Here is a 22,549-nt window from a genome sequence, read left to right as displayed (position 1 = left end):
GGTGCGCCCTCAGCGCAATGCCGCGTACCGCGCGCCACACATGGCGGATTTCCCCGTGCCGTTCGTCGGACCCCGCCGATAGGCTCCGATCCGCGAGCGGACGCCCCTTCCGTGCGCGCTCGAGAGGAATGCCCGTGACCCTGCTGCGCCTGATCCTGCGCTCCGTGCGCCCCTACCGCTGGTGGATCGTGCTCGTCGTGCTCTTCCAGCTGCTCGGCGTGCTCGCCGCGCTGTACCTGCCGACGCTGAACGCCGACATCATCGACGAGGGCGTCGCCCAGGGCGACATCCCGACGATCTGGCGCCTGGGCGCGTGGATGCTCCTCGTGACCCTCGGCAACATCGTCGCCGTCGTGATCGCCAACTACTGCGCCGCACGCTCGGCCATGCAGGTGGGGCGCGACCTGCGCTCGCGCGTGTTCGACCAGGTCGCCACGTACTCGAGCCAGGAGATGCACCGCTTCGGCACGGCCTCGCTGATCACCCGCTCGACCAATGACGTCCAGCAGGTGCAGATGCTCGTGTTCTTCGGGCTCAACTTCCTGGTGCAGGCGCCGATCACGGGCATCGGCGGGATCATCCTGGCGCTGCGCGAGGAGGCCTCTCTGGCCTGGCTGATCGCCGTGATGGTCCCGATCATGCTGCTGGCCATCGGCGCGATCATCATGCGCGCCGCCCCGCTGTTCCGCGTCATGCAGGAGCGCATCGACCGCATCAACCTGATCCTGCGCGAGCAGATCACCGGCATCCGCGTGCTGCGGGCCTTTACCCGCGAGGACCACGAGCGCGCCCGCTACGAGACGGCCAATGAGCTGCTCACGGACACCAACCGCCGCGTGGGCCTGCTGATGATCCTCATCCAGCCGATCATCCTGCTCATGCTGAACCTCTCGAGCGTGCTGGTGCTGTGGTTCGCGGCGCCGCGCGTGGAGTCCGGCGAGATGCAGGTCGGCTCGATCACGGCGTTCATCGCCTACCTGATCCAGATCCTCGTGGCCGTCATGATGGCCACGTTCATGACGATGATGATCCCGCGCGCGATGGTCTCCGCCGAGCGCATCCGCGACGTCCTGGACACCTCCACCTCGGTGGTCGTCCCCGCGCACGGCGCCACCGAGGTCACCGGCCGCGGCGAGCTCGCCTTCGAGGACGTCACCTTCGCCTTCCCGGGCGCCGAGAACCCCGTCCTGGAAGACATCTCCTTCACCGGGCGGGCCGGCCAGACGATCGCGATCATCGGCGGCACCGGGGCCGGCAAGACCACCCTGCTGAACCTCGTGCCGCGCCTCATGGACGTCACCGAGGGCACGGTGCGCCTCGACGGCGTCGACGTGCGGGACCTGTCGGCCCAGGTGCTGTGGGACCGCATCGGCCTCGTGCCCCAGAAGCCGTACCTGTTCTCCGGCACGGTCGCCTCGAACCTGCGCTTCGGGCGCCCCGATGCGACCGACGAGGAGCTGTGGCACGCGCTGACCATCGCCCAGGCCCGCGACTTCGTGGCCGCGATGCCCGACGGCCTCGACTCCGTGATCGCCCAGGGCGGCACCAACGTCTCCGGCGGTCAGCGCCAGCGCCTGTGCATCGCCCGCGCCCTCGTGGCCCGCCCCGAGATCTACCTGTTCGACGACTCGTTCAGCGCCCTCGACCTCACGACGGACGCGAAGCTGCGCGCCGCCCTGCGGCCCGAGACCCGTGACGCCCTCGTGCTGATCGTCGCCCAGCGCGTTTCGACCATCACCGCCGCAGACCTGATCCTCGTGCTCGACCACGGGCGCGTGATCGCCCAGGGCAGCCACGAGGAGCTGCTGGCCACGAGCGACACCTACCGCGAGATCGTCGCCTCCCAGGGCGCCCAGGAGGAGGCCGCGTGAGCGAGCAGACTAATGCCACCACCGCGCCCGTCGGCGGCGACGAGGCCGCGGAGGCCGCCGAGCTCGCCTCGGAGAAGGCCGCCGAGCGCGGCCTGCGGCCCGGCCAGAGCGCCAAGGACTTCTGGCCGTCGGCGAAGCGCCTCGTGCGCGAGATGGGGCCGGAGGGGAAGTACGCGATCGGCGGCATCCTCGTCGGCATCATCGGCGTCGCCCTCACGGTCGTCGGCCCGAAGCTCCTGGGCCGCGCCACCGACCTCATCTTCTCCGGGATGATCGGCCAGCACCTGCCCGCCGGGACCACCAAGGAGCAGGTCATCGCGGGCCTGCGCGCCCAGGGGCAGACGCAGATGGCCGACATGCTCACCGGCATGGACGTGACCCCCGGTCAGGGCATCGACTTCGCGGCCCTGCACCGGGTGCTGCTGCTGGTGATCGGCCTGTACGTCGTGGCGTCCGTGTTCACGTGGCTGCAGGGCTGGCTGCTCAACCGCATCATCTTCCGCATGGTCTACCGCCTGCGCCGGCAGATCGAGGAGAAGATCCACCGCCTGCCGCTGGCCTACTTCGACCGGATGCGGCGCGGCGAGATCCTCTCGCGCGTCACCAACGACATCGACAACATCCAGAACACGCTGATCAACACGCTCACCGGGCTGATCAACGCGATCCTCACGCTCATCGGCGTGATCGTCATGATGTTCACCCTGTCGTGGCAGCTCACGCTGATCTCGCTCGTGGTGATCCCGCTCGCGCTCGTCGTCACGGGCATCGTGGGCAGGCGCTCGCAGAAGCTGTTCCAGCAGCAGTGGGATGCGACCGGCAAGGTCAACGCCGAGGTCGAGGAGGCCTTCAGCGGTCACGAGCTGGTGAACGTGTTCGGGCGCCGTCGTGAGGTGTCCCGCTCCTTCGAGGAGCGCAACGAGGAGATGTACCGCGCCTCCTTCGGCGCCCAGTTCGTGTCCTCGCTGATCATGCCGCTGATGATGTTCGTGGGGAACCTGGCGTACGTCGCGGTCGCGATCGTGGGCGGCCTCAAGGTGATCTCCGGGACGATGACGCTGGGCGACGTGCAGGCGTTCATCCAGTACTCGCGCCAGTTCACCCAGCCGCTGTCGCAGGTCGCGTCGATGGCCACGATGCTGCAGTCCGGCGTCGCGAGCGCCGAGCGCGTCTTCGAGCTGCTGGACGCCGAGGAGCAGGAGCCGGAGTCCGCGACCGACGTTTCGACCGCGGCCGCCTCCCGCATCCGCGAGGGCCGCGTCGAGTTCGAGCACGTCCGCTTCTCCTACAGCCCCGAGCGCGAGCTCATCACCGACCTCTCGCTGACGGCCGATCCCGGCCAGACGGTCGCGATCGTCGGCCCCACGGGCGCGGGCAAGACGACGCTCGTGAACCTCGTGATGCGCTTCTACGAGATCGACGGCGGCCGCATCACCCTCGACGGCGTGGACATCCGCGACCTCACGCGCCGCCAGCTGCGCGAGCGCACCGGCATGGTCCTCCAGGACACCTGGCTGTTCGAGGGCACGATCCGCGAGAACCTCCGCTACGGCCGCCTCGACGCGACCGACGAGGAGGTGCTCGAGGCCGCGCGCGCCACGCACGTCGACGACTTCGTGCGCCAGCTGCCCGAGGGCTACGACACGGTGATCGACGACGAGGGCTCGAACATCTCCGCCGGCGAGAAGCAGCTGCTGACGATCGCCCGCGCGTTCCTGGCCCAGCCGTCGCTGCTGATCCTCGACGAGGCCACCTCGAGCGTGGACACCCGCACCGAGCTGCTGGTGCAGAACGCGATGAACCGACTGCGCGAGGGCCGCACCAGCTTCGTGATCGCCCACCGGCTCTCGACGATCCGCGACGCGGACCTCATCCTCGTGATGGAGCACGGCGACATCGTCGAGCAGGGCAGCCATGACGAGCTGATCGCCGCGGACGGCGCCTATGCGCGCCTGTACGCCTCCCAGTTCGAGGGTGCGGCCACCGATCTCGACACCGAGGAGGAGCACGTCGCGTCCGCGGCGCCCGCGCCGTCGGGCATGGGTGGCTGAGAGGTGCCCGGCTGAGAGGTGCCCGGCTGGGGGTGATCGCCCGCGCCCGCGTGTCCGCTCCGGCCGCACCGCCGCGCGCCCGTAGGCTCGACCGGGACCGAGGGCTGCGGCCCTGCACGGGCAGCGAGGGAGAGCCGTGGCCGCGACGAGACGACCCGCCCGCTCCGCGCGCCAGCCGGCCCCCGGGCGGGCATCCGCCGCGCGGCGCCCGGGCCATGCAGGATCCGCTCGCACCGCCCGTCGCCAGCACGGCCCGCACCTCGCGCCGACGCGCCGCGGCATCGTCGTGCTCATCGCCCTCGCCCTCATGGCGGTGCTCGTGCTGGGGCTCGGCGTCGCCGCGCTCACCGGGCGGCTGTCCGGCTCGGACGACAGCCAGGCCGCGGCCGGGGACGACGCGCAGCAGGAGGCGGAGGAGCTCGGCTTCCCCGCCCGCGAGGGCCGCCTGGTGCGGCACAAGCGCCTGACGGGGGACATCCGCCCCAAGTCCGTGGTCGCCAGCGGCGACGGCCGCGTGATCGCCAACAACATGCTCTACGAGCACACGATGACCGTGTACGACGCGGGCACCCTCGAGCTCGAGCGGACCGTCGAGGACACGGTGGACCTGGCCGACTTCGGCTTCCCGGAGCGCGCGGGGGAGACCCGCGGCGCCCCCGTCGAGGCCGTCTGGACGAAGGACGGCCGCTACGCCTACGTCTCGCAGTACTCGCTGACCGGTCCGGGCAGCGGCGAGGACGGCACCGACAAGTGCACCGGCGGCGACGCGATCGGCCGCTCGGCCCTGTTCCGCTACGACGCCGATAAGGGCGTCTGGGACCAGGTGATCGAGGTGGGCCGCGTGCCCAAGTACGTGACGCTGACGCCCGACGGGACGCGTGCGCTCGTGTCGAACTGGTGCGACCGGACGGTCTCGGTCGTGGATCTCGCCCAGGCGAAGGAGACCGCGACGATCCCCGTCGAGGCGGCGCCGCGCGGGATCGTCGTGCTCGAGGACAGCCGCACCGCGTACGTGACGGCGATGTACGCCGATGAGCTCTACCGCCTGGACCTCGAGGCCGGGACGAGCGAGAAGGTGATGGACACGGGCCGCAAGCCCCGCCACCTGGTGCTGTCCCCGGACGGGAAGCGCATCCACATGACCGAGGCGGGCTCCGATCGCCTCGTGACGCTGGACGCCGCGACGGGCGAGGTGATCAAGAGCGCGGAGACGGGGCGCGAGCCGCGCTCGATGGACATCTCGGCCGACGGCACGGTCCTCTACGTCGTCAACTACTACGAGAACTCCCTCTCGGCCTTCGACGCCGACACGCTCGAGGAGATCGAACGGGTGAAGGTGGGGGAGCACCCCGTGGGCGTCGCCTACGAGCCCGCGCACCACCGGGTGTGGGTGGCGAACTACCGCGGCAGCATCGACGTGCTCGACATCGTCGCGGCCGACTCGGACAGAGCGAAGAAGGCTGGCGAGTCCTCGGGCGAGACGACGCCGGCCGAGGGCGAGCCCTCGGGAGCGCCCGAGGACCTGGAGGAATGACGGTGCCCGGCCGGATATCGGACCCGGCGCACCGCGGGACCGACCACACGATTTGAAAACTATGCGTCCTACTGAATAACAGTCAGTGGTGATCGATCGTCCCGCCCCGACCGCCTCGCGGCGCACGCTCCTGCGCGCGATCCCGCTGGGCGCCCTCGGCCTCGCCGCCGCCCCGGCGCTGGGGGCCTGCACCCACGCCTCCGAGCGCCTCGACGCCGAATCGAACGCGATCCCCGTCGTCGACGTCTCCGACATCGCCGAGGTCCCCGAGCTCGCCGCCCTCCTGCCCCCGGCCATCCGCGACAGGGGAGAGCTCGTCAACGGCGCCGCGCTGAATTACGCGCCGGGCGAGTTCGTGGGCGACGACGGTCAGGCGGTCGGCTACGACATGGACATCCTCGCCGCGATCGGTCGCGTCCTGGGGTTGGCCACCCGCACCGAGTCGGCGGTGTTCGCGCAGATCATCCCGGCGATCGGATCGAAGTACGACGTGGGGATGTCCAGCTTCACCGTCAACGAGGAGCGCCTGCAGACCGTCTCGATGGTCTCGTACTTCCGGGCCGGCATGTCGTATGCCGTCAAGACCGGCAACCCCTACGGGATCGACCCGAAGAACCTGTGCGGCACGCGCGCCGCCCACCAGGTCGGCACCTACATGGACGACGTCGTCGTCGAGCTCGACGCCGCCTGCCGGGACGCCGGCGGCAAGGGCGTCACGGACCTCCCGTACATGGGCAATGCCGATGCCGCGACCTCTGTCGCCGGCGGCAAGGCCGACATCCTCCTCGCGGACTCCCCGGTCGTGGCGTACGCCGTCGACCGCTCCCGCGGCGAGCTCGAGCAGATCGGCGGCATCGAGGACTCGGCCCTGAACGGGATCGTCGTCGCCAAGGACCAGCCCGAGCTCGCCGCCGCCCTCCAGGGCGCCGTGCAGCACCTCATCGACTCCGGCCGCATGCGCGAGATCCTCGCCGCGTGGGGCAACGAGTCCGGCATGATCGAACGATCGGAAGTGGACCCCCAGCCGTGAGCACCGCAACGACCTCCTCCCCGCCCCCCGCTCCGGGCGCCGACCCGATCCCGGGCCGCATCCGCGCCAAGGGCAGCCCCCGCCCGGGCACCTGGATCAGCGCCGTCATCGTCGCGCTGCTCGCCGCCGCGCTGCTCCGCTTCCTCGTGGTCAACCCGGTCTTCGACTGGACCACGGTGTTCACCTACCTGCTGGACGTGAAGGTGATCCAGGGCGTCGGCTGGACGCTGCTGATCACCGCGGCCTCGATGGTGCTGGGCACCGTCGTCGCGCTCACCGCGGCGATCATGCGGCGCAGCTCCAACCCCGTGCTCCGCGGCGTCTCGTGGGCGTACATCTTCGTCTTCCGCGGCACCCCGGTGTACACGCAGCTGGTGTTCTGGGGCCTGTTCACGGTGATCGTCCCCAAGATCGCCCTGGGCGTGCCCTTCGGTCCGGAGCTGTTCTCCTTCTCCACCCGCGACCTGTTCCCGGCGCTCGCCGGCGCGATCGTGGGACTGGGCCTGAACGAGGGCGCCTACCTGGCCGAGATCATCCGCTCGGGCCTGAACTCGGTGGACCGCGGCCAGACGGAGGCCGCCAAGGCGCTCGGCATGAGCGACGGGAGGATCCTGCGGCGCATCATCGTGCCCCAGGCCATGCGGGTGATCATCCCGCCGCTGGGCAACGAGACCATCGGCATGCTCAAGACCACGTCGCTGGTGCTGGCGGTGCCGTTCACCCTGGACCTCACGTTCGCCACCAACGCGATCGCCAACAAGCTGTTTACGCCCGTGCCGCTGCTGATCGTCGCCGCCTTCTGGTACCTCGCGATCACCAGCATCCTCATGGTGGGCCAGCACTACCTCGAGCGCTACTTCGGCCGCGGCTTCGACGACCGCGACACGGGCCCGTCCGCCAAGCGCTCCCGCCAGGCCGCCGTCAACAGCGCCGGCACGACCCCCAAGGACACCCTCCCGGAGGTGGAGCTGTGATGACCGCACCCGACGCCGTCCCGACCCGTCCCCTCATCGAGATCGAGAGCCTCCACAAGGCCTTCGGCCCCGTCCACGTGCTCAAGGACAACACGCTCACCGTCGCCGAGGGCGAGGTGTGCGTGCTCATCGGCCCTTCCGGCTCGGGCAAGTCCACCCTGCTGCGCTGCATCAACCAGCTCGAGGAGCCGACCGCCGGGCGCGTCCGCATCGACGGCGTGACCCAGGGGTACGAGGAGGAGCCGCTGGCCGACGGCCGCTGGCAGCGGCTGTCCCCGAAGCAGATCGCGGCCCAGCGCTCCCGCGTGGGCATGGTGTTCCAGCGCTTCAACCTGTTCCCGCACCTCACGGCGCTGGGCAACGTCATGGAGGCGCCCGTCCAGGTGCTCGGCAGGCCGAAGGCCGAGGCCGAGGCGACCGCGCGCGAGCTGCTGGAGCGGGTGGGCCTGGCCGACCGCGCCGACCACTACCCCTCGGAGCTCTCCGGCGGTCAGCAGCAGCGCGTCGCGATCGCCCGCGCGCTCGCGATAGAGCCCGAGCTGATGCTGTTCGACGAGCCCACGTCCGCGCTCGACCCCGAGCTCGTGGCCGAGGTGCTCACCGTGCTCAAGGACCTCGCCCAGGGCGGCATGACCATGGTGGTCGTGACCCACGAGATGGGCTTCGCCCGCGAGGTCGCCGACAAGGTCGTGTTCATGGCCGACGGCGAGATCGTCGAGCAGGGCGCGCCCGAGCAGATCATCGACGACCCGCGCTCGGAGCGCCTGCAGTCCTTCCTCGCCTCCGTGCTCTGAGGGCCTGCCGTGCTCTGAGGCTCAGCGCCGGGCGCCGGTCCCGTCGACCGCGAAGGCATCGATGGCCTCGAGCTCGTCGTCTGCGAACTCGAGGTTCTCGCGCGCGGCCACGCTGTCCTCGAGCTGGGCGACGCTCGAGGCGCCGACGAGGGCCGTGGTGACGGTCGGGTTCCGCAGCACCCACGACAGCGCCATCTGCGCGAGGCTCTGCCCGCGCGAGGCGGCGATCTCCTGCAGGCCGCGCGCCCGCTCGAGATAGGTCTGGTCGGTCGCCTGGTCCTCGGTGAGGAAACGGCCCTCGGTGGCGCGGGACCCGGCGGGCACGCCGTGCAGGTAGCGGTCGGTCAGCAGTCCCTGCTGCAGCGGCGAGAACACGGCGGCCCCGACGCCGATGTCCGCGAGCATGTCCAGCAGGCCGTTCTCGACGTGGCGGTTGAACATCGAGTAGGACGGCTGGTGCAGCAGCAGCGGCACGCCCATGTCGGCCAGCATCCGGGCGGCCTGGCGGGTGCGTTCGGGGGAGTAGTTGGAGATGCCCGCATACAGGGCCCGGCCCGAGCGGACGGCCTGGGCCAGCGCCCCCATCGTCTCCTCGAGCGGGGTCTCGGGGTCCTCGCGGTGGTGGTAGAAGACGTCCAGGTAGTCCAGGCCCAGCCGCCCGAGCGACTGGTCGAGGGACGCCAGCAGGTACTTGCGCGAGCCGTGGTCGCCGTAGGGGCCCGGCCACATGTCGTAGCCCGCCTTGGTGGAAATGATCAGCTCGTCGCGGTGACGGGAGAGGTCTGCGCGCAGGATCGTCCCCAGGTTCGTCTCGGCGCTGCCGTAGGGCGGGCCGTAGTTGTTGGCGAGGTCGAAGTGGGTGACGCCCAGGTCGAAGGCGCGGCGCACGACGGCCCGCATATCGGCCAGATCGCGGTCGCCCCCGAAGTTGTGCCAGAAGCCCAGCGACACGGGCGGCAGCAGCACGCCGGAGCGGCCGGCGCGGCGGTAGGGGGCCTGCTCGTAGCGGTCCTCGGCAGGGATGTAGGGCACGGTGCTCATTGCCCGAGCGTAGTCCTGGGCCTTCAGTCGACGGGCGCGACCAGCACGTCCATCCCCAGGCCCGCGACCTTGAGCCCGGTGGCGGGGAAGGGCAGGACCTCACCGGTGGCCTCGAAGCCGCGGCGTTCGTACCAGGCTCGCAGCTCCGGCCGCGACTGGAGCACCTGGATCATCAGGCGGTCGATGCCGCGCTCGCGCAGCCGCTGCCGGGCCGCCTCGAGCAGGCTGCGCCCGATGCCGCCGGACTGGACGCGCGGGTCCACGGCGAACAGCCCGAACTCGGCGAGATGACGCTCGTCGGTGGCGTCGGTGGCGTCGGTGGCGTCGGTGGCGTCGGTGGCGTCGGGGCTGTCGGGGGCGTCAGAGGGCAGATGCACCGTGCAGCAGCCGACGATCCGGGGCGCCTCCTCCACCGGGCCCTCGTCGACGGGGCGCCCGGCGACCAGGACGATGCGCGCCGGATCGGCGATGTGCACCAGCAGCTCGTCGAGGGTGATGCGCGCCCCGTCGACCAGATGCCCCTCGGCGGTCCAGCCGCCCTCGCCCCGGTAGGCGGCCTCGATGACGGCGTGCATGCCCTGCGCGTCGCCCGGTACGGCGTCGCGGATCTGCAGTGCCGTCACGGCAGCACCCTCCGCTCGCGCATCTCGCGCAGGAGGCCGTGCCCGTCGGGAGCCTCCATCCAGGGGATGCCGGCCCCCTCCACCGCGGTGCGGCCGGCGGCGCGCTCATCGGCCTCGGCATGGCGGGCGCCGTGGGACAGCACCTGCTCGGCGTTCGAGAGCTGCCGGATCGCGACGGCCTCGACGGCCTCGGGGTGCTCCCGGCTGAAGCCGCCGTAAATCTCCGGGTCGTGCTGGCCGTCGTCGCCCACCAGCAGCCAGCGCAGCTCTGGGAACGTGGTGCGCAGCAGGTCGAGCGAGCGCAGCTTGTGCTGCATGCCCGAGCGGAAGAAGCCCGTGTTCGTCGGGCCCCAGTCCGTGAGCAGCATGGGGCCATCCGGGTAGCCGTTCTTGAACAGGAAGCGCCGCAGCACGGGGTACACGTTCCAGGCGCCCGTCGAGAGGTAGAGGAAGGGGATGCCGGGTCGTGCCCGGGCGATCTCCTGGTACAGGGCGGGCATGCCCGGCACGACCTTGCGGGAGGACTGCTGGAGCACGAACGCGTTCCAGAACGCCAGCAGCGGTCGCGGCAGCCAGGTGATGACGACGGTGTCGTCGATGTCGCTGACCAGGCCCAGGCGCTGCGCCGGGTCGAACACGAGCACATCCGTCGTGATCGCATTGCCCGCGTGGGTCGACAGCACGGCCTCGTGGCGCCCTGGCGTGAGCTCCACGTCGAGCATCGCGTCAATGATCCCGGCGCGGTCGGCCCGGACCGTGAAGGAGCGCTCGCCGACGTCGATGCGGACGCGCTCCCGCGGGGCGCACTGGGAGGCGAAGCTGCGGAACCCGCGCACGGCCATCGTGCGCATGTCGTGCACGGGCTGGTCGTGGTGGTCGGCCGGGGTGCGCGGCGGGGCGTACAGGGCCTTCGCGAGCACGCGCACCCGGGACGGAGTCCCGTAGCCGGTGTAGGGCTGCAGGCGCACGTCCCAGCCGACGGCGCGCAGCCCGCTCGCGATCAGGCGGTTCTTGACGTCCTCGATGCGGGCGGCCCAGTGCGGGCGGGCCGAGGGGAGATCGGAGGAGACGGCGCGGTGCTCGTCGCCGCCTGCGCGGCGGCCCGCGAGCGCTGCGCGGGGACGCAGGCGGCGACGAGGGGGATTCTCGGATGTCACGGGGAAGCTGCGGTTCAGAGGGGCCGTGCGAACTTGGGCCAGGTCGTGGACGGGTCCTCGTCGTCGACCTGCCAGCGCTCCCCGGTGTCGGTGAAGCCGAGGGACTCCCACAGGGCGATCGCGGGCTTGCTGGCGGGGCTCACGTAGAGCGCGACCGTGCTCGCCCCGTCCTCGCGCGCCCAGTCCAGGACGGCATCGGTCAGGCGCTGGGCGAGGCCGGTCTTGCGGTTCTCGGGCGCCACCCACATGCCCTGCAGCTCCCGCTCGTCCTCGGGGGAATCGGCTTCGTGGCGGCTGGCGACGACTCCGACGGGCGTGCCGTCCTCGAGCGCGAGGAACCAGGCCGCCTCGGTCAGCAGCTCGCGCCACCGGGCCTCGTCGTACGTCGACTCGGTCTCCCAGGTGGCGCCGAACGCCTGCGGATCGGTGCTCAGGGAGCGCAGGCGGATCTCTCGCACCTGTGCCCAGTGCTCGTCGTGGGCCCTGACGATCTGTGCCATGGCGGTCCTCTCTCCCGGCGTCTCGGTCGCCTCGGTCGGGCTGGCCTCGATGTGATCGGCGGAGCCCCCTCGGCCCCGGCCCCACCTTGCCACAGCGCCGGGCCCCCGTGCACGATCCGCCCGTCCGCAGATGCTCGCGCCTGCGCTATGCAGTGCCGTGCGCCCGCGCCGCGCGCGGGGCCTGTGCCGTGCGCCCGCGCCGCGCGCGGGGCCTGTGCCGTGCGACCGCGCCCGCGCCGCGGGCAGGGCTCGTGCCGTGCCGCTCGCTCGCGCTGTGCCTGAGTGCGCACGGAGCGCCCGGGCCTGGGAGGATATCCCCGTGCCCGACATCCGTGTCCTGACCGTCTGCACCGGCAACGTCTGCCGGTCGCCGGCCGCCGCCGTGATCCTGCGCCGCGGTCTCGAGACGGCGGGCATCGCCGACCGCGTCGAGGTGCAGTCGGGCGGGACCAGCTGGGAGGCCGCGGGCCAGGCGATGGACGAGCGGATCGTCCTCGCGCTCGTCCGGGCGGGCTATGAGGAGCCCTTCGAGCACACGTCGCGGGTGATCCATCAGTCCGAGATGTGCGAGTGGGACCTGGTGCTCCCGATGACGGCGCAGCATGCGCAGACCCTCCGCCGCAAGATCGACGAGCTGCCGCCGGAGGCGTCACGGCCCGAGCTGTACCTGTGGCGCCAGTTCGACCCGACCGCCCCTGCGAACGCGCGCGAGGAGGACCTCGCGGTCAAGGACCCGTGGTACTCGGGTCAGAAGGCCTTCGACAGGACGGTGCTGAGCATGGAGCGTGCGGTGCCGAGCCTCGTCATGCACCTGCGCTCGCGCCTGCGGGCGATCGACGCCGCGCGCTGACGCTCAGCCGAAGAGGTCGTCGACGTCGCCCAGGGGGCGCCGCTCGCGCTCGGCCTTCGCGATCCGGGACCGGGAGCGCCACGTCGCGGCGATGAACCCCGCGGCGGTCAGGAAGCCCGCGCCGAACGTGACCATGAGGATCTGGCGCAGACGCCCGAAGGTCGTGCCGTCGTTCGTGGTGAACGCGGACAGCAGATCGTGGAAGGCGCCGCCGTTCGAGGACGGGGGCGTCGTCGTGGTCACCGGCACCGAGGCGAGCGAGGAGCTGGACGACGGCGCCTCGGTCTGCGCACCGCCGCCCGGCGTCGATGATGAGGTCGTCGCGGGGGCGGGCGACTCGACCGGGGTGTCCGACGTGGTGCGGGGGGTGACCGGAGTGCCCTCGGGCTGCGTCGTGCGATCCGAGGTGGTCCGGTCGGACGCGGTGCGGTCGGACTCGGTGGTCTGCTCGCGGCGGGGCGCGGTCGACGAGGACGTCTCGCGATCCCGGGTGGGGACCGTGGTGTTCGACGTGGAATCGTCCTCGGTCGGCGCGGGGCGCGAATCGGTGGTCTCGTCGGCGCCGCCGCTCGTGGTGGTTGGGTCCGTGGCCGGGGTCTTCGTCGTCGTGGGCTCGGACGTCGTCGGATCCGTCGGCGTGGTGGTCGGGTCCGTGGCCGGGGGCTTCGTCGTCGTGGACTCGGGCGTCGTCGGGTCGGTGGTGGGCGTCTTCGTCGACGTGGTCGGATCCGAGGTGGGCGTCTTCGTCGTCGGGCCGGTGGTGGGCGTCTGCTTCGTCGGCTCCGCTGGCGAACTCGACGTGGTGGTGCTCGGCGACGACTCTGTGGACGTCGTTCCCTCCGTCGTCCCAGACTCACCGACTGCGAGCGCCGCTGGCGACCCGGCCAGCATGAGCCCGGCGAGGAGCATGGAGGTGCTCGCTGCGGCAGTGGTGATGCGTCGACGCATGCGGTCTCTCCCTTCGCGTCCTCAGTGCCCTGGCTCCGGCATGACCCCGCGCGCTGGCGGGGCGGACTGGCCTTGGAGCGTACCTTGCCGTTTCTTGACCTTCCCGACCAGCGTCCTCCTCGAGTGACCGACGTGCAACCCGATGTGGACGCGAGCACGCCTTCCTGTGTGAAGCAGGTCACAGCTCTCGGCGCTTCGTTCGGCATCGTCGGTGGTCGCGCGGCGATCCGTGGCCACACGCCGCAGCGCGGTCTCCGTCACCGGAACCCCGCACGGTCCCTCGGGGCTCCGTGCTCCCCGGGCACCCCGTGAGGCGCCCGGGGAACGTGATCAGCTCTGCAGGGCGCCGTCCACGACGGCCTTCGCGGCCTCCTGGACCTGCGCCAGATGCTCCTCACCGCGGAACGACTCGGCATAGATCTTGTACACGTCCTCCGTGCCGGACGGCCGCGCGGCGAACCAGGCCGACTCGGTCGTGACCTTGAGGCCGCCGATCGCATCGCCCGAGGGGGCATCGGTCATCTTCGCGGTGATCGGCTCGCCCGCGAGCTCGGTCGCGGAGACCTGCTCGGGCGACAGGCTCTTCAGGCGCGCCTTCTGCTCGCGGTCGGCCGGGGCGTCGATGCGCGCATAGGCGCTCGAGCCGAAGCGCTCGACCTGCTCGACGTGCAGCTGCGAGGGGGTCTTCCCCGTGACCGCGAGGATCTCCGAGGCCAGCAGCGCCATGATGATGCCGTCCTTGTCGGTGGTCCACACCGAGCCGTCCCGGCGCAGGAACGATGCCCCCGCGCTCTCCTCTCCGCCGAAGCCGACCGAGGAGTCCACGAGGCCCGGCACGAAGTACTTGAAGCCGACGGGCACCTCGTACAGCTCGCGGCCCATCGCCGCCACCACTCGGTCGATGAGGCTCGAGGACACGCAGGTCTTGCCCACCTTCGCGCCAGCCGGCCAGTCGGGGCGGTGGGAGAACAGGTACTCGATCGCCACGGCCAGGTAGTGGTTGGGGTTCATGAGGCCGCCGTCGGGGGTCACGATCCCGTGGCGGTCGGAGTCCGCGTCGTTGCCGGTCGCGATGTCGTAGTCGTCCTTGGCCGCCAGCAGCGACGCCATCGCCCACGGGCTCGAGCAGTCCATGCGGATCTTCCCGTCCCGGTCCAGCGTCATGAACGACCACTGCGGATCGACCGCGGGATTGACCACCGTGAGGTCGAGATCGTGCATCTCCGAGATCTCGGCCCAGTAGTCGACGGCGGCGCCGCCCAGCGGGTCCGCGCCGATGCGGATGCCCGCGCGGCGGATCGCGTCGATGTCGACCACCGACGGGAGATCGGAGATGTAGGCGTGCAGGTAGTCGTAGCGGCCCGCCTGCTCGAGCGCGCGGCTGCGGTCCACCCGGCGCACGCCCTTCATGCCGTCGCGGAGGATCTCGTTGGCGCGATCGGCGATCCACCCGGTCGCGTCGGAACCGGCGGGGCCGCCGTGCGGCGGGTTGTACTTGAAGCCGCCGTCGCGCGGCGGGTTGTGGCTGGGGGTCACGACGATGCCGTCGGCCCGCGACGGATCCTGCGGGCCCTTGCCGCGGTTGTGCACGAGGATCGCGTGGGACACCGCCGGGGTGGGGGTGTACGTGTCGCCGGTGTCGATGAGTGCGGCCACGTCATTGCCCGCGAGGACCTCGAGCGCGGTGTCGAAGGCCGGGCGGGACAGGGCGTGGGTGTCGCGGCCGATGAACAGGGGCCCGCGGATCCCCTGCGCGGCGCGGTACTCGACGATCGCCTGCGTGGTCGCGGCGATGTGGTCCTCCGTGAACGCGGTGTCGAGCGAGGAGCCGCGGTGGCCGGACGTGCCGAAGGAGACGGCCTGGTCGGGGTTCGCGGGATCCGGGTGACGGTCGTAGTAGGCGTCGAGGAGGGCCTCGACGTCGATCAGGTCCTCGGGGAGGGCCGGGAGGCCAGCGCGTGCATGCATGGAACCGCTCTTCCTGTCGACGGGTGGGGCGGCGACTGCGCCGCCCCGCGCATCCACTCTAGGGGAGCGTCAGGGGTGATGAGAGGGCATGTCGACGGTGTGAGACGGTCGCCGGAGGGCGGTCGCGGCGGCGTGGCGGGGCAGGTCGATGGCCGCCCCCGGGGCAGCGCGCCGGATGCGGTCAGGCGCGGCGCGAGCGCACGAGGCGGACGATCCCGACGATGATCAGCACCAGGCCGAGGATCCCGAGCACGGTGCCCACGAGGAATCCGATGCCGAGGGGGACCATCGCGGAGGGGGCGTCCACCGGCCCCATGTAGCCGGCGTCCTCGCCCGTGCAGGTGATCGTGATCGTCGTGGACTCGGAGGCCTGCACCCCGAGGACGGGCTCGTAGGTCTCCCCGTTCGGACCCAGCGGGGCGCTGCCGACCTGCGCCGGCACGGTCACCGCGGCGTCGGGGGTCGTCCCGGCGGCCGTGCACGTCGTCGCAGAGCCCTCGGGGATGTACACCAGGTACATCTGCCCGCTCTCCGCCGCGACCTCCGTCGGCCCGGAGACGGGGGTGAGCCCGGAGGACAGGACGCCCATCATCGACCCGGCTCCGACGAACAGCCCGATGATGAGCGCGACGACGGACAGGGCGAGCGACAGGAACCCGAGCACGAGGGGGATGGCGCCGCGGCGCTTCGGGGCGCCGGAGCCTCGGGCATCACCGGAGCCTGGCGCGTCACCGGGCCCGACGCCGCCCGACGCGCCGGAGGTGCCATCAGCCGGTGTCCACGGCGCGGGCGATCGCTGCGGCGCGGGAGCGCCGTACGCGCCGACCGCAGCGTCCGGTCCGCCGGGGGAGCCCGCAGGCGACGCGGTACCGGGTGCGGGCGTCGGCCCGGGCAGCCCGTAGGAGGGGCGCGGGCGGGACGGGCGGGTGCTGGGATCGTCGGTCACGGTCGCTCCGGGGTCGGGGTCGCGCGCTCGGGCACAGGGCCCGGCGCCGGGCGTCCCGCCGGGACGGCGGCGGCCGCGGGCGGGGCCGCCAGGATAGGACCGCGCTCTGGACCCAGTCCGGGAGCGCGGGCCGAGCCGGGAGGCGGGAGAGCCGGGGCCAGGCGCGCCGGCGGGAGGTCAGGCCGGGAGCACGGAGAGGACCGCCGCGGCGAGCGCCGCGGCACCGCCCGCGACCACGGGCGTCGCCACCCACGTCGCCAGGATGCGGCCGACGACGGGCCAGCGCACCGAGCGCGGCCCCACGGCCAGGCCGGAGCCGACGATGCCCGCCGTGATCGTGTGCGACGTCGACACGGGCGCGCCCAGGCCGATGCTCGCGGCCAGCATCATCACGGCCGCGGAGGTCTCCGCGGCCAGGCCCTGCGCGGTCGACAGGTCGGTCAGGCGCGATACGAGGGTGCGGATGATCCGTCGTCCGCCCGCGAGGGTCCCCAGCGCGAGCGCGACCGCCAGCAGCGGGCCGGCCCACCACGGCAGGGGAGCCGAGTCGGTCGCCTCGGCCGCCAGCACGAGCGCCGACATCGGCAGCAGCACGTCGGTCATGCCATGGCCCGCGGCCACCGCCCCCGCCGAGACCGTCTGCGCGGCGCGCAGATGCCGATTGCGCACGCGCGTGCGGGTCGTCACCCGCGCCAGGCCCAGCACCAGCAGGTACGTGAGGCCGCCCCCGAGCAGGGGGGAGATGAGCAGGGACAGGGCGACCAGGCCGATCTCGTGCGTCCACGGGACCCGCAGGCCCAGAGCGAGCGTGGCCCCGGCGAGGCCGCCGTAGACGGCGTGCCAGGTGGAGGACGGCGTGCCGCGCCACCAGGTGAACAGGCCCCAGGCGAGACCGCCGAGCAGGGCCGCGGTGATCAGCACGACCGCCGTGCTCCCGGAGCCCGCGGGCTCGAGCGCGGGCCGCAGCCCGTCGAGCGCGAGACGGGTCCCGGACTCCGCGACGCCCAGGCCCAGCAGCGCCCCCAGCAGGTTCAGCCCGGCGGCCAGGCGCAGCGCCGCCCGCTCCGAGAGGGTGCGGGTGGCGATGGTGGTCGACACCGCGTTCGAGGCGTCGTGCAGTCCGTTGAGGGCGGCGAGAGCGAGGGCGAGGGCGCCGACGCCCAGGAGACCGAGCGACATCGGCCTCAGGAGTCCTTGATGCGCAGCAGATCCGCGGAGCGGGCCACGACCTCGAAGCGCTCGAGGACCCGGCGCAGCTCGAACGTCACCTCGCGCACCTGCATCATCTCGCCCGCGGGCGCGGCGGAGGCGTAGAGGTCGACGAGCTCGCCGCGCATGAGCCGCTCGGCGTGGGTGTCCAGACGGCGCATCGCCGCCCGGTACTCGCGCAGCTCGTCGACGTCGCCCAGGTGCCAGGCCGCCTCGACGGTGAGCTCGGCGGCGCGCGTGATCAGCTCGGCGGTCTCGAGCAGGGGCAGCGGGATCGAGCCCAGGCGGAAGCGGACCACGAGGTCCGCGGTGCGCTCCATCGCGTCCAGGACGTCGGACATCGCCAGCGACATCGCGTGCAGCACCTCGGCCTCGAACGGCGTGATGAGGGCCTCGGCGAGGCGGTTGGAGATGCGGCGCGACAGGGCCAGGGCATCGGCCGAGTGCTCATGCAGCTGGGCGGCCAGGCGGGGGCGCTCCTCGGGATCCTCGCCGAGGGAGCGGGCCAGGGCCTCGGCTCCGGCCACGATGAGGTGCGCGCTGTCCGCGAAGAGGTCGAACAGCTGCTTCTCGTAGCGACGGGGGAAGAGCCGCACTCATGCTCCCGATGTCATGGGCGGGGCTGGCCCGCGAGGTTGGAGAGGGATCCGGCACCGGGCCGGATGGAGGAGGGAAGAAGAAGCGCCGGACCGGGATGCGCCTGTCGGCGCGAAGGCCGCTCGAAGCGGCGATGTGTGGAGCCCGGGGCAACCGCGGCCCGACGCACGTCCACTGTAGGCCACAGGGCAGGGGCCGTGCCGGGCGTGCGGGGCGGTCGCCGTGTGAGGTTCTTCCCCGCGGGGACGGGAATGCACGCCGACGGCCCGTGCGCTGGGGGCCTCCCGGCGCTGGGCCGATGGCGCGGGGCCAGGCTCAGGACAGCTCGCCGGCCGCTTCGGGGCGCATGGCCAGGGCGGATCCGGACGGGTCCGACTCAGGACAGCTCGCCGGCCGCCTCGAGGCGTGCCGCGGCGGCGAGCTCCTCGCCGGTGGCCAGCAGGCGCGATGCCTGGGAGGTGAGGTCCTGCTGGGCGGCCGGGTCGTGCTGGTCGTCGGCCGAATGCGCCGTGCCGTAGGCGATGAGCATCATCACGGCACCCGCCCGGCCGAGCGCCACCGCCAGATCGCCGGTGAAGGCGCCGCGCAGGATCTCATCGAGGGTGGCCCGCACCGAGGCGACGTCCGGCGGCTCCGACAGGCCCGCCAGATAGCGCAGGCCCGGCACGGTGCGCGATCCCGCTGCGTAGCGCCGCAGGGCCTCATCGCTGTCGCGCTGCACCCACGTGTGCACGGCATACAGACGCCACAGCGCCCCGGGAAGGGTCCCGGCGGGGGAGGCCGACCACAGGGCGGCGAGGTCCTCGAGGCCCTCGGTGCGGGCCAGGGACACCACGCGCTCGACGACCTCCGGCTCCGCGGACCCGCGGACCCCGGCCAGCAGCGCCTCGGCGCTGCGGTGGGCCAGATCCGTGGAGAGAGCAGGATCGGGATCGCCGGGCAGCTGGTCCTGTGCTGTCGGCGAGAGGGAGGCGGGGCGGCGGAAGGGCGCAGGCACGGCGCCACTGTACGCTCGGCATCGTCGCGCCGACATCGCCCCGGGGCGGCCCCGGTGCACCAGCGCCGGTCGGCGGCGCAGCCGCGCTGGACATCGGCGGCGCACCCGCGTCGGACAGAGGGGGAGGGGACCCATGGAATCACTGCTCATGACCGTCGGCTCCGGCTGGGTCAGCGGGATCCGACCGTACTTCATGGTCTTCCTGCTGGGGCTGGCCGGCCGCATCTTCGACCTCGATCAGGTCCCGCAGGTGCTCGAGCGCTGGGACGTCATCATCATCACCGGCATCCTGCTGCTGGTGGACTTCGCGGCCGACAAGATCGCGTACTTCGACTCCTTCTGGGATCAGCTGAACACCGTGATCCGCCCCGTCGCGGGCGCCGCGATCGGCTTCCTCCTCGGCGGGGAGACCTCCACCACCGACGCGATCGTCATGGCCCTGCTGGGCGGTGCGACCGCCTTCGGCGCGCACGTCACCAAGGCCACCGCGCGGGCCGCCGTGAACGTCTCCCCGGAGCCCGTCTCCAACATGGTCGTCTCCGGTATCGAGGACGTCTCGGCGCTGGTCATGGGTGCGCTCGTCCTGGTGCTGCCCGTCCTCGCGGCCGTCGTCGCGATCGTGCTGATCGCCCTGGGCAAGTACCTCGTCTACCGCATCCACCGGGCCTACCGGAACCTCAAGGAACGGCTGCGGAAGGCGCGGGAGAGGCGGGCGCCCGTCGGGCCCGACGAGGTCGGGGTCGCCTGACCCCTGCCCTGAACGGGCCGCAGCCGGGCGTGCAGGCGGCCGGGCGAAGGGCTCAGACCGCGGTGACCTCCAGCAGCACCGCCGACTCCGGGTACATGATCGGCGCTGCGACACCGGCCTCTACCAGCAGTGAGCCCGGCAGCTCCACCGCCTCGACCAGCGGATCCGCGCTGATGCCCGGATGGATGCGGTCGGTCGCCGTGCTCGCGCCCTCCCGTGCCCACGCCGGCCAGTACAGCCCGGCGGGCGCCTCGCCGACGACCAGCGGACGCACCCGGTAGCGGCGCGCGGGATCCAGGCCCGGCAGGCGCACGCTGCCGATGGGTGCCACATCCGCGCGGCCCACTGCTGCCAGCTCGTACAGCGCGCGGTCGCGCTCGGGGGAGACCACGCCGTACACCCACAGGGAGTCCTCGCCGCGGTCGGCCCGCACGTACTCGCCCGTCAGCAGCAGCTCCCGCTGGGCCTTGTACAGCGCGATCCAGGCGCGCAGCTCGTCCATCTCCTGCGCGCTCGCATGCGCGAGATCCCACTCGATCCCGAGGTGCCCGAAGAGGGCGCTCGCCGCGCGGAACGACAGGGAGTGCAGGCAGCCGGTGGTGTGCGAGGCGCCGGAGGCGATGTGGGTGCCCATGAGCTCGAGCGGGATCAGCTGCGCGGTCCAGCGGTTCATCAGCTGGCGCTCGAGGGGGTCGATGCAGTCCGACACCCACACGCGGTCGGTGCGCTCGAGGACGCCGAGGTCCACGCGGGCGCCGCCCGAGGAGCACGACTCGATCTCCAGGTCCGGGAACTCCTCCTTCAGCGCGTCCAGCAGGCGGTAGAGGGCGAGGGTCTGCGCGTGCGTCGCGGCGGCGCCGGTGGCGCGGGTCGCGGCCTCGATGAGGTCGCGGTTGTGGTCCCACTTGATGTAGGCGATGTCGTTCTCGGCGAGGATCGCCCGCATCTGGGAGTGGACGTGCTCGAAGGCCTCGGGGATCGCGAGGTTCAGCACCTGCTGGGAGCGCGACTCCTCCGGCAGGCGATCCGGGGACGGCGCCATGATCCACTCCGGGTGGGCGCGCGCCACGTCGGAGTCCTCGTTGACCATCTCCGGCTCGAACCACAGCCCGAACTGCATGCCCAGGCCCGTCACATGCTCGATGAGCGGCGTCAGGCCGTCGGGCCAGACCTCGTCGGAGACCACCCAGTCGCCCAGCCCCGAGGTGTCGTCGCGGCGCGAGCCGAACCAGCCGTCGTCGAGCACGAAGCGCTCGACTCCGAGCGCGGCGGCCCGGTCGGCGAGGTCCTTCAGCCGCTCGAGGTCGTGGTCGAAGTAGACCGCCTCCCAGACGTTGAGCGTCACCGGGCGCTGGGCGTCGACGTGCTGCGGGCGCGAGCGCAGGTGGGTGTGGAAGCGGCGGGCGATGCCGTCGAGACCGTCGCTCGCATGCGCCCCGTACAGCCACGGCGTCTCGTACGCGCCGCCGGGCTCGAGGCGGCCTTCGCCGGGCAGCAGCAGCTCGCCGCCGCCCAGCAGCTGCACCCCGCGGCTGGAGCGCTCGGCCAGGTGGCGGTGATCGCCGGAGAACGCGGTGTGCACCGCCCAGATCTCGCCGTGGCGGAAGCCGAAGCCGGCGGTCCCGGCGTGCAGCACGTGCGCCGCGTCCGGGCCCGTGCGGCCGCGGCGGTTCTCCCGCAGATGCGTGCCGGTCACCAGCGGCGAGCGCTGCGGGGTGCGCTCGCGGGTCCAGCGGCCGCCGAAGTCCAGCAGCTCCGTGGCGTCCAGGGGGATCGGCAGCATCGGCGTGAGCGCTTCGAGCACGTACGGGGCACGCGCGGCGTCCGTGCCGGGCGTCGCGGCCTCCGTCGTGTCCGTGAGGGCGGCGCGCACGCGCACCAGGCCCGAGGCCAGCATCTCCACGTCCAGGCGCACGGCGATCCCGACGCTCTCATCGGCCAGGTCGATCTCCACGCGAGCCGCGCCGGTCTCGCAGAACCCCTCGGCCGCGGCAGTGCGCGTTCCGTCCGCCGCGGCTGCAGGCTCGTCGGCCGCAGAGCCCGCGGCATCGGCCTCCCCGTCGGCACCGACGGACGACTCCACCCGCAGGTCGCGGACCGTCAGCAGCGGGCTGAACGCGGAGCCGTCGGCCCGCGCCCCGGAGATCCCGGGCGTCCCGACCCAGCCGTCGGCGAGCTGCGGCAGGATGCCGACGCGCAGCGGCACGTCGATCGTGTTGTGGGTGATCGCGGGCCCGGCGATCTCCGTGAGGGTCGCGGCGTCCTGCGCGGTCAGCGTGCCCAGCTCGCGGCCCCAGTGGACGATCGCGGGCATGCGGTCCCCGCTCGCGTCGATCACGAGGGAGACGCCCGCGGCGCTCAGGTGCACCCGGCGGATCGGAAGGGCGTCGGCGGGCGGCACGTCGGCGGAGGGCGCGGCAGCGGGCCGGGCGGCGGCGGTCATAGCGAGAGGATCTCCAGACATCTCGGGGGAGGAGCGAGGGCGGTGCGGCGTGGCCGGGCGTGGATGAGCGGTCGTGCACTGATCGGTGTCCATTCCGCGTTCGTCGACCAGCTTGCGCCGACGAGCCTGCTTTGATCAGCAGGCGCCGATCAGCGTGCTCCGACACGGGACACGACCAGTGCACCTCGACCCTATGCGGCGCAGCGGGTGCGCGTCGCTCCGGCGCCAGGGCATACCCTGGCCTCTCCCTCGATGCCAGGAGGCGCCC

The 22,549-nt window shown here is 72.4% G+C and carries 19 protein-coding genes; 8 read left to right on the top strand and 11 right to left on the bottom strand.

Annotated elements, in window-relative coordinates; translation table 11 throughout:
- Positions 1-134 precede the first annotated feature (134 nt).
- The 6 genes from FM110_RS04920 (at position 135) to FM110_RS04895 (ending at position 8,254) form a co-directional block, all read left to right on the top strand.
- Positions 135-1,871: an ABC transporter ATP-binding protein gene (locus tag FM110_RS04920; RefSeq protein WP_087103344.1), complete on the top strand. Its 1,737-nt coding sequence runs from the start codon at positions 135-137 to the stop codon at positions 1,869-1,871.
- The gene (locus tag FM110_RS04915) at positions 1,868-3,922 is read left to right on the top strand and encodes an ABC transporter ATP-binding protein (RefSeq protein ID WP_087103207.1); all 2,055 of its coding nucleotides are present in this window, start codon (positions 1,868-1,870) and stop codon (positions 3,920-3,922) included. Before FM110_RS04920 ends, FM110_RS04915 begins: the two co-directional genes overlap by 4 nt.
- Before the next feature lie 136 nt (positions 3,923-4,058).
- Positions 4,059-5,456 (top strand): beta-propeller fold lactonase family protein, encoded by a 1,398-nt coding sequence (locus FM110_RS04910; RefSeq protein WP_234991916.1) that lies wholly within the window; start codon positions 4,059-4,061, stop codon positions 5,454-5,456.
- Positions 5,457-5,544: 88 nt separating this feature from the next.
- A complete protein-coding gene (locus FM110_RS04905; RefSeq protein ID WP_234991915.1) occupies positions 5,545-6,486 on the top strand; it encodes an ABC transporter substrate-binding protein in 942 nt (313 codons plus the stop codon).
- Positions 6,483-7,460, top strand: a complete 978-nt coding sequence (locus FM110_RS04900; RefSeq protein WP_200810170.1) for an amino acid ABC transporter permease — start codon at positions 6,483-6,485, stop codon at positions 7,458-7,460. Before FM110_RS04905 ends, FM110_RS04900 begins: the two co-directional genes overlap by 4 nt.
- Complete coding sequence (locus tag FM110_RS04895) at positions 7,460-8,254, top strand: amino acid ABC transporter ATP-binding protein (RefSeq protein ID WP_087103205.1); 795 nt, start codon at positions 7,460-7,462, stop codon at positions 8,252-8,254. Before FM110_RS04900 ends, FM110_RS04895 begins: the two co-directional genes overlap by 1 nt.
- 21 nt (positions 8,255-8,275) lie before the next feature.
- Here the strand turns inward: FM110_RS04895 and FM110_RS04890 are convergent, their stop codons facing one another.
- From FM110_RS04890 to FM110_RS04875, 4 genes are read right to left on the bottom strand one after another with little or no spacing between them, the layout of a single operon-like run.
- Positions 8,276-9,295 carry an aldo/keto reductase gene (locus FM110_RS04890; RefSeq protein ID WP_087103203.1) on the bottom strand — a complete coding sequence of 340 codons (1,020 nt, stop codon included), beginning with the start codon at positions 9,293-9,295 and terminating at the stop codon, positions 8,276-8,278.
- 23 nt (positions 9,296-9,318) lie between these two features.
- Complete coding sequence (locus FM110_RS04885; protein ID WP_087103201.1) at positions 9,319-9,918, bottom strand: GNAT family N-acetyltransferase; 600 nt, start codon at positions 9,916-9,918, stop codon at positions 9,319-9,321.
- Positions 9,915-11,075 carry an App1 family protein gene (locus FM110_RS04880; protein ID WP_234991914.1) on the bottom strand — a complete coding sequence of 387 codons (1,161 nt, stop codon included), beginning with the start codon at positions 11,073-11,075 and terminating at the stop codon, positions 9,915-9,917. The genes FM110_RS04885 and FM110_RS04880 overlap by 4 nt, the downstream gene beginning before the upstream one ends.
- A gap of 14 nt (positions 11,076-11,089) precedes the next feature.
- A complete protein-coding gene (locus FM110_RS04875) occupies positions 11,090-11,575 on the bottom strand; it encodes a GNAT family N-acetyltransferase (protein ID WP_087103200.1) in 486 nt (161 codons plus the stop codon).
- 319 nt (positions 11,576-11,894) lie between these two features.
- Here FM110_RS04875 and FM110_RS04870 point away from each other — a divergent pair, with 319 nt between their 5' ends.
- On the top strand, positions 11,895-12,425 hold the full coding sequence (locus FM110_RS04870; RefSeq protein ID WP_087103198.1) for an arsenate reductase/protein-tyrosine-phosphatase family protein: 531 nt from the start codon (positions 11,895-11,897) through the stop codon (positions 12,423-12,425).
- 3 nt (positions 12,426-12,428) lie between these two features.
- Here FM110_RS04870 and FM110_RS13735 read toward each other — a convergent pair whose 3' ends face one another.
- The 6 genes from FM110_RS13735 to FM110_RS04835 all read right to left on the bottom strand — a co-directional run bounded on the left by FM110_RS13735 (position 12,429) and on the right by FM110_RS04835 (position 19,090).
- Positions 12,429-13,373, bottom strand: a complete 945-nt coding sequence (locus FM110_RS13735; protein ID WP_143276267.1) for a hypothetical protein — start codon at positions 13,371-13,373, stop codon at positions 12,429-12,431.
- Positions 13,374-13,703: 330 nt separating this feature from the next.
- Entirely contained in the window at positions 13,704-15,341 is a 1,638-nt protein-coding gene (pgm, locus tag FM110_RS04855; RefSeq protein WP_087103192.1) for a phosphoglucomutase (alpha-D-glucose-1,6-bisphosphate-dependent), read from the bottom strand.
- A gap of 181 nt (positions 15,342-15,522) precedes the next feature.
- The gene (locus tag FM110_RS13730; protein ID WP_143276266.1) at positions 15,523-16,005 is read right to left on the bottom strand and encodes a hypothetical protein; all 483 of its coding nucleotides are present in this window, start codon (positions 16,003-16,005) and stop codon (positions 15,523-15,525) included.
- Positions 16,006-16,464: 459 nt separating this feature from the next.
- Positions 16,465-17,466, bottom strand: a complete 1,002-nt coding sequence (locus FM110_RS04845; protein WP_087103188.1) for an inorganic phosphate transporter — start codon at positions 17,464-17,466, stop codon at positions 16,465-16,467.
- A 5-nt stretch (positions 17,467-17,471) separates the two neighbouring features.
- The gene (locus tag FM110_RS04840) at positions 17,472-18,092 is read right to left on the bottom strand and encodes a DUF47 domain-containing protein (protein WP_087103186.1); all 621 of its coding nucleotides are present in this window, start codon (positions 18,090-18,092) and stop codon (positions 17,472-17,474) included.
- A 377-nt stretch (positions 18,093-18,469) separates the two neighbouring features.
- Positions 18,470-19,090, bottom strand: a complete 621-nt coding sequence (locus tag FM110_RS04835; RefSeq protein ID WP_327230442.1) for a hypothetical protein — start codon at positions 19,088-19,090, stop codon at positions 18,470-18,472.
- Between the two features lie 133 nt (positions 19,091-19,223).
- Between FM110_RS04835 and FM110_RS04830 the strand changes: the two genes are divergently transcribed.
- Positions 19,224-19,838 carry a DUF4126 domain-containing protein gene (locus FM110_RS04830; RefSeq protein ID WP_087103183.1) on the top strand — a complete coding sequence of 205 codons (615 nt, stop codon included), beginning with the start codon at positions 19,224-19,226 and terminating at the stop codon, positions 19,836-19,838.
- A gap of 52 nt (positions 19,839-19,890) precedes the next feature.
- Here FM110_RS04830 and FM110_RS04825 read toward each other — a convergent pair whose 3' ends face one another.
- Positions 19,891-22,281 carry an alpha-galactosidase gene (locus tag FM110_RS04825; protein WP_087103181.1) on the bottom strand — a complete coding sequence of 797 codons (2,391 nt, stop codon included), beginning with the start codon at positions 22,279-22,281 and terminating at the stop codon, positions 19,891-19,893.
- Positions 22,282-22,549: the final 268 nt, after the last annotated feature.

This window comes from Brachybacterium nesterenkovii (genome assembly GCF_900163655.1).
GTDB lineage: Bacteria > Actinomycetota > Actinomycetes > Actinomycetales > Dermabacteraceae > Brachybacterium > Brachybacterium nesterenkovii.
This window is presented reverse-complemented; position numbering and strand designations above follow the sequence as displayed.

Bases quoted from the DNA above. Each gene is read 5' to 3' on its own strand.
- FM110_RS04895 (WP_087103205.1), top strand. From the start codon at position 7,460: ATGACCGCACCCGACGCCGTCCCGACCCGTCCCCTCATCGAGATCGAG.
- FM110_RS04890 (WP_087103203.1), bottom strand. From the start codon at position 9,295: ATGAGCACCGTGCCCTACATCCCTGCCGAGGACCGCTACGAGCAGGCC.
- FM110_RS04875 (WP_087103200.1), bottom strand. From the start codon at position 11,575: ATGGCACAGATCGTCAGGGCCCACGACGAGCACTGGGCACAGGTGCGA.
- FM110_RS13735 (WP_143276267.1), bottom strand. From the start codon at position 13,373: ATGCGTCGACGCATCACCACTGCCGCAGCGAGCACCTCCATGCTCCTC.
- pgm (WP_087103192.1), bottom strand. From the start codon at position 15,341: ATGCATGCACGCGCTGGCCTCCCGGCCCTCCCCGAGGACCTGATCGAC.
- FM110_RS04845 (WP_087103188.1), bottom strand. From the start codon at position 17,466: ATGTCGCTCGGTCTCCTGGGCGTCGGCGCCCTCGCCCTCGCTCTCGCC.
- FM110_RS04830 (WP_087103183.1), top strand. From the start codon at position 19,224: ATGGAATCACTGCTCATGACCGTCGGCTCCGGCTGGGTCAGCGGGATC.
- FM110_RS04825 (WP_087103181.1), bottom strand. From the start codon at position 22,281: ATGACCGCCGCCGCCCGGCCCGCTGCCGCGCCCTCCGCCGACGTGCCG.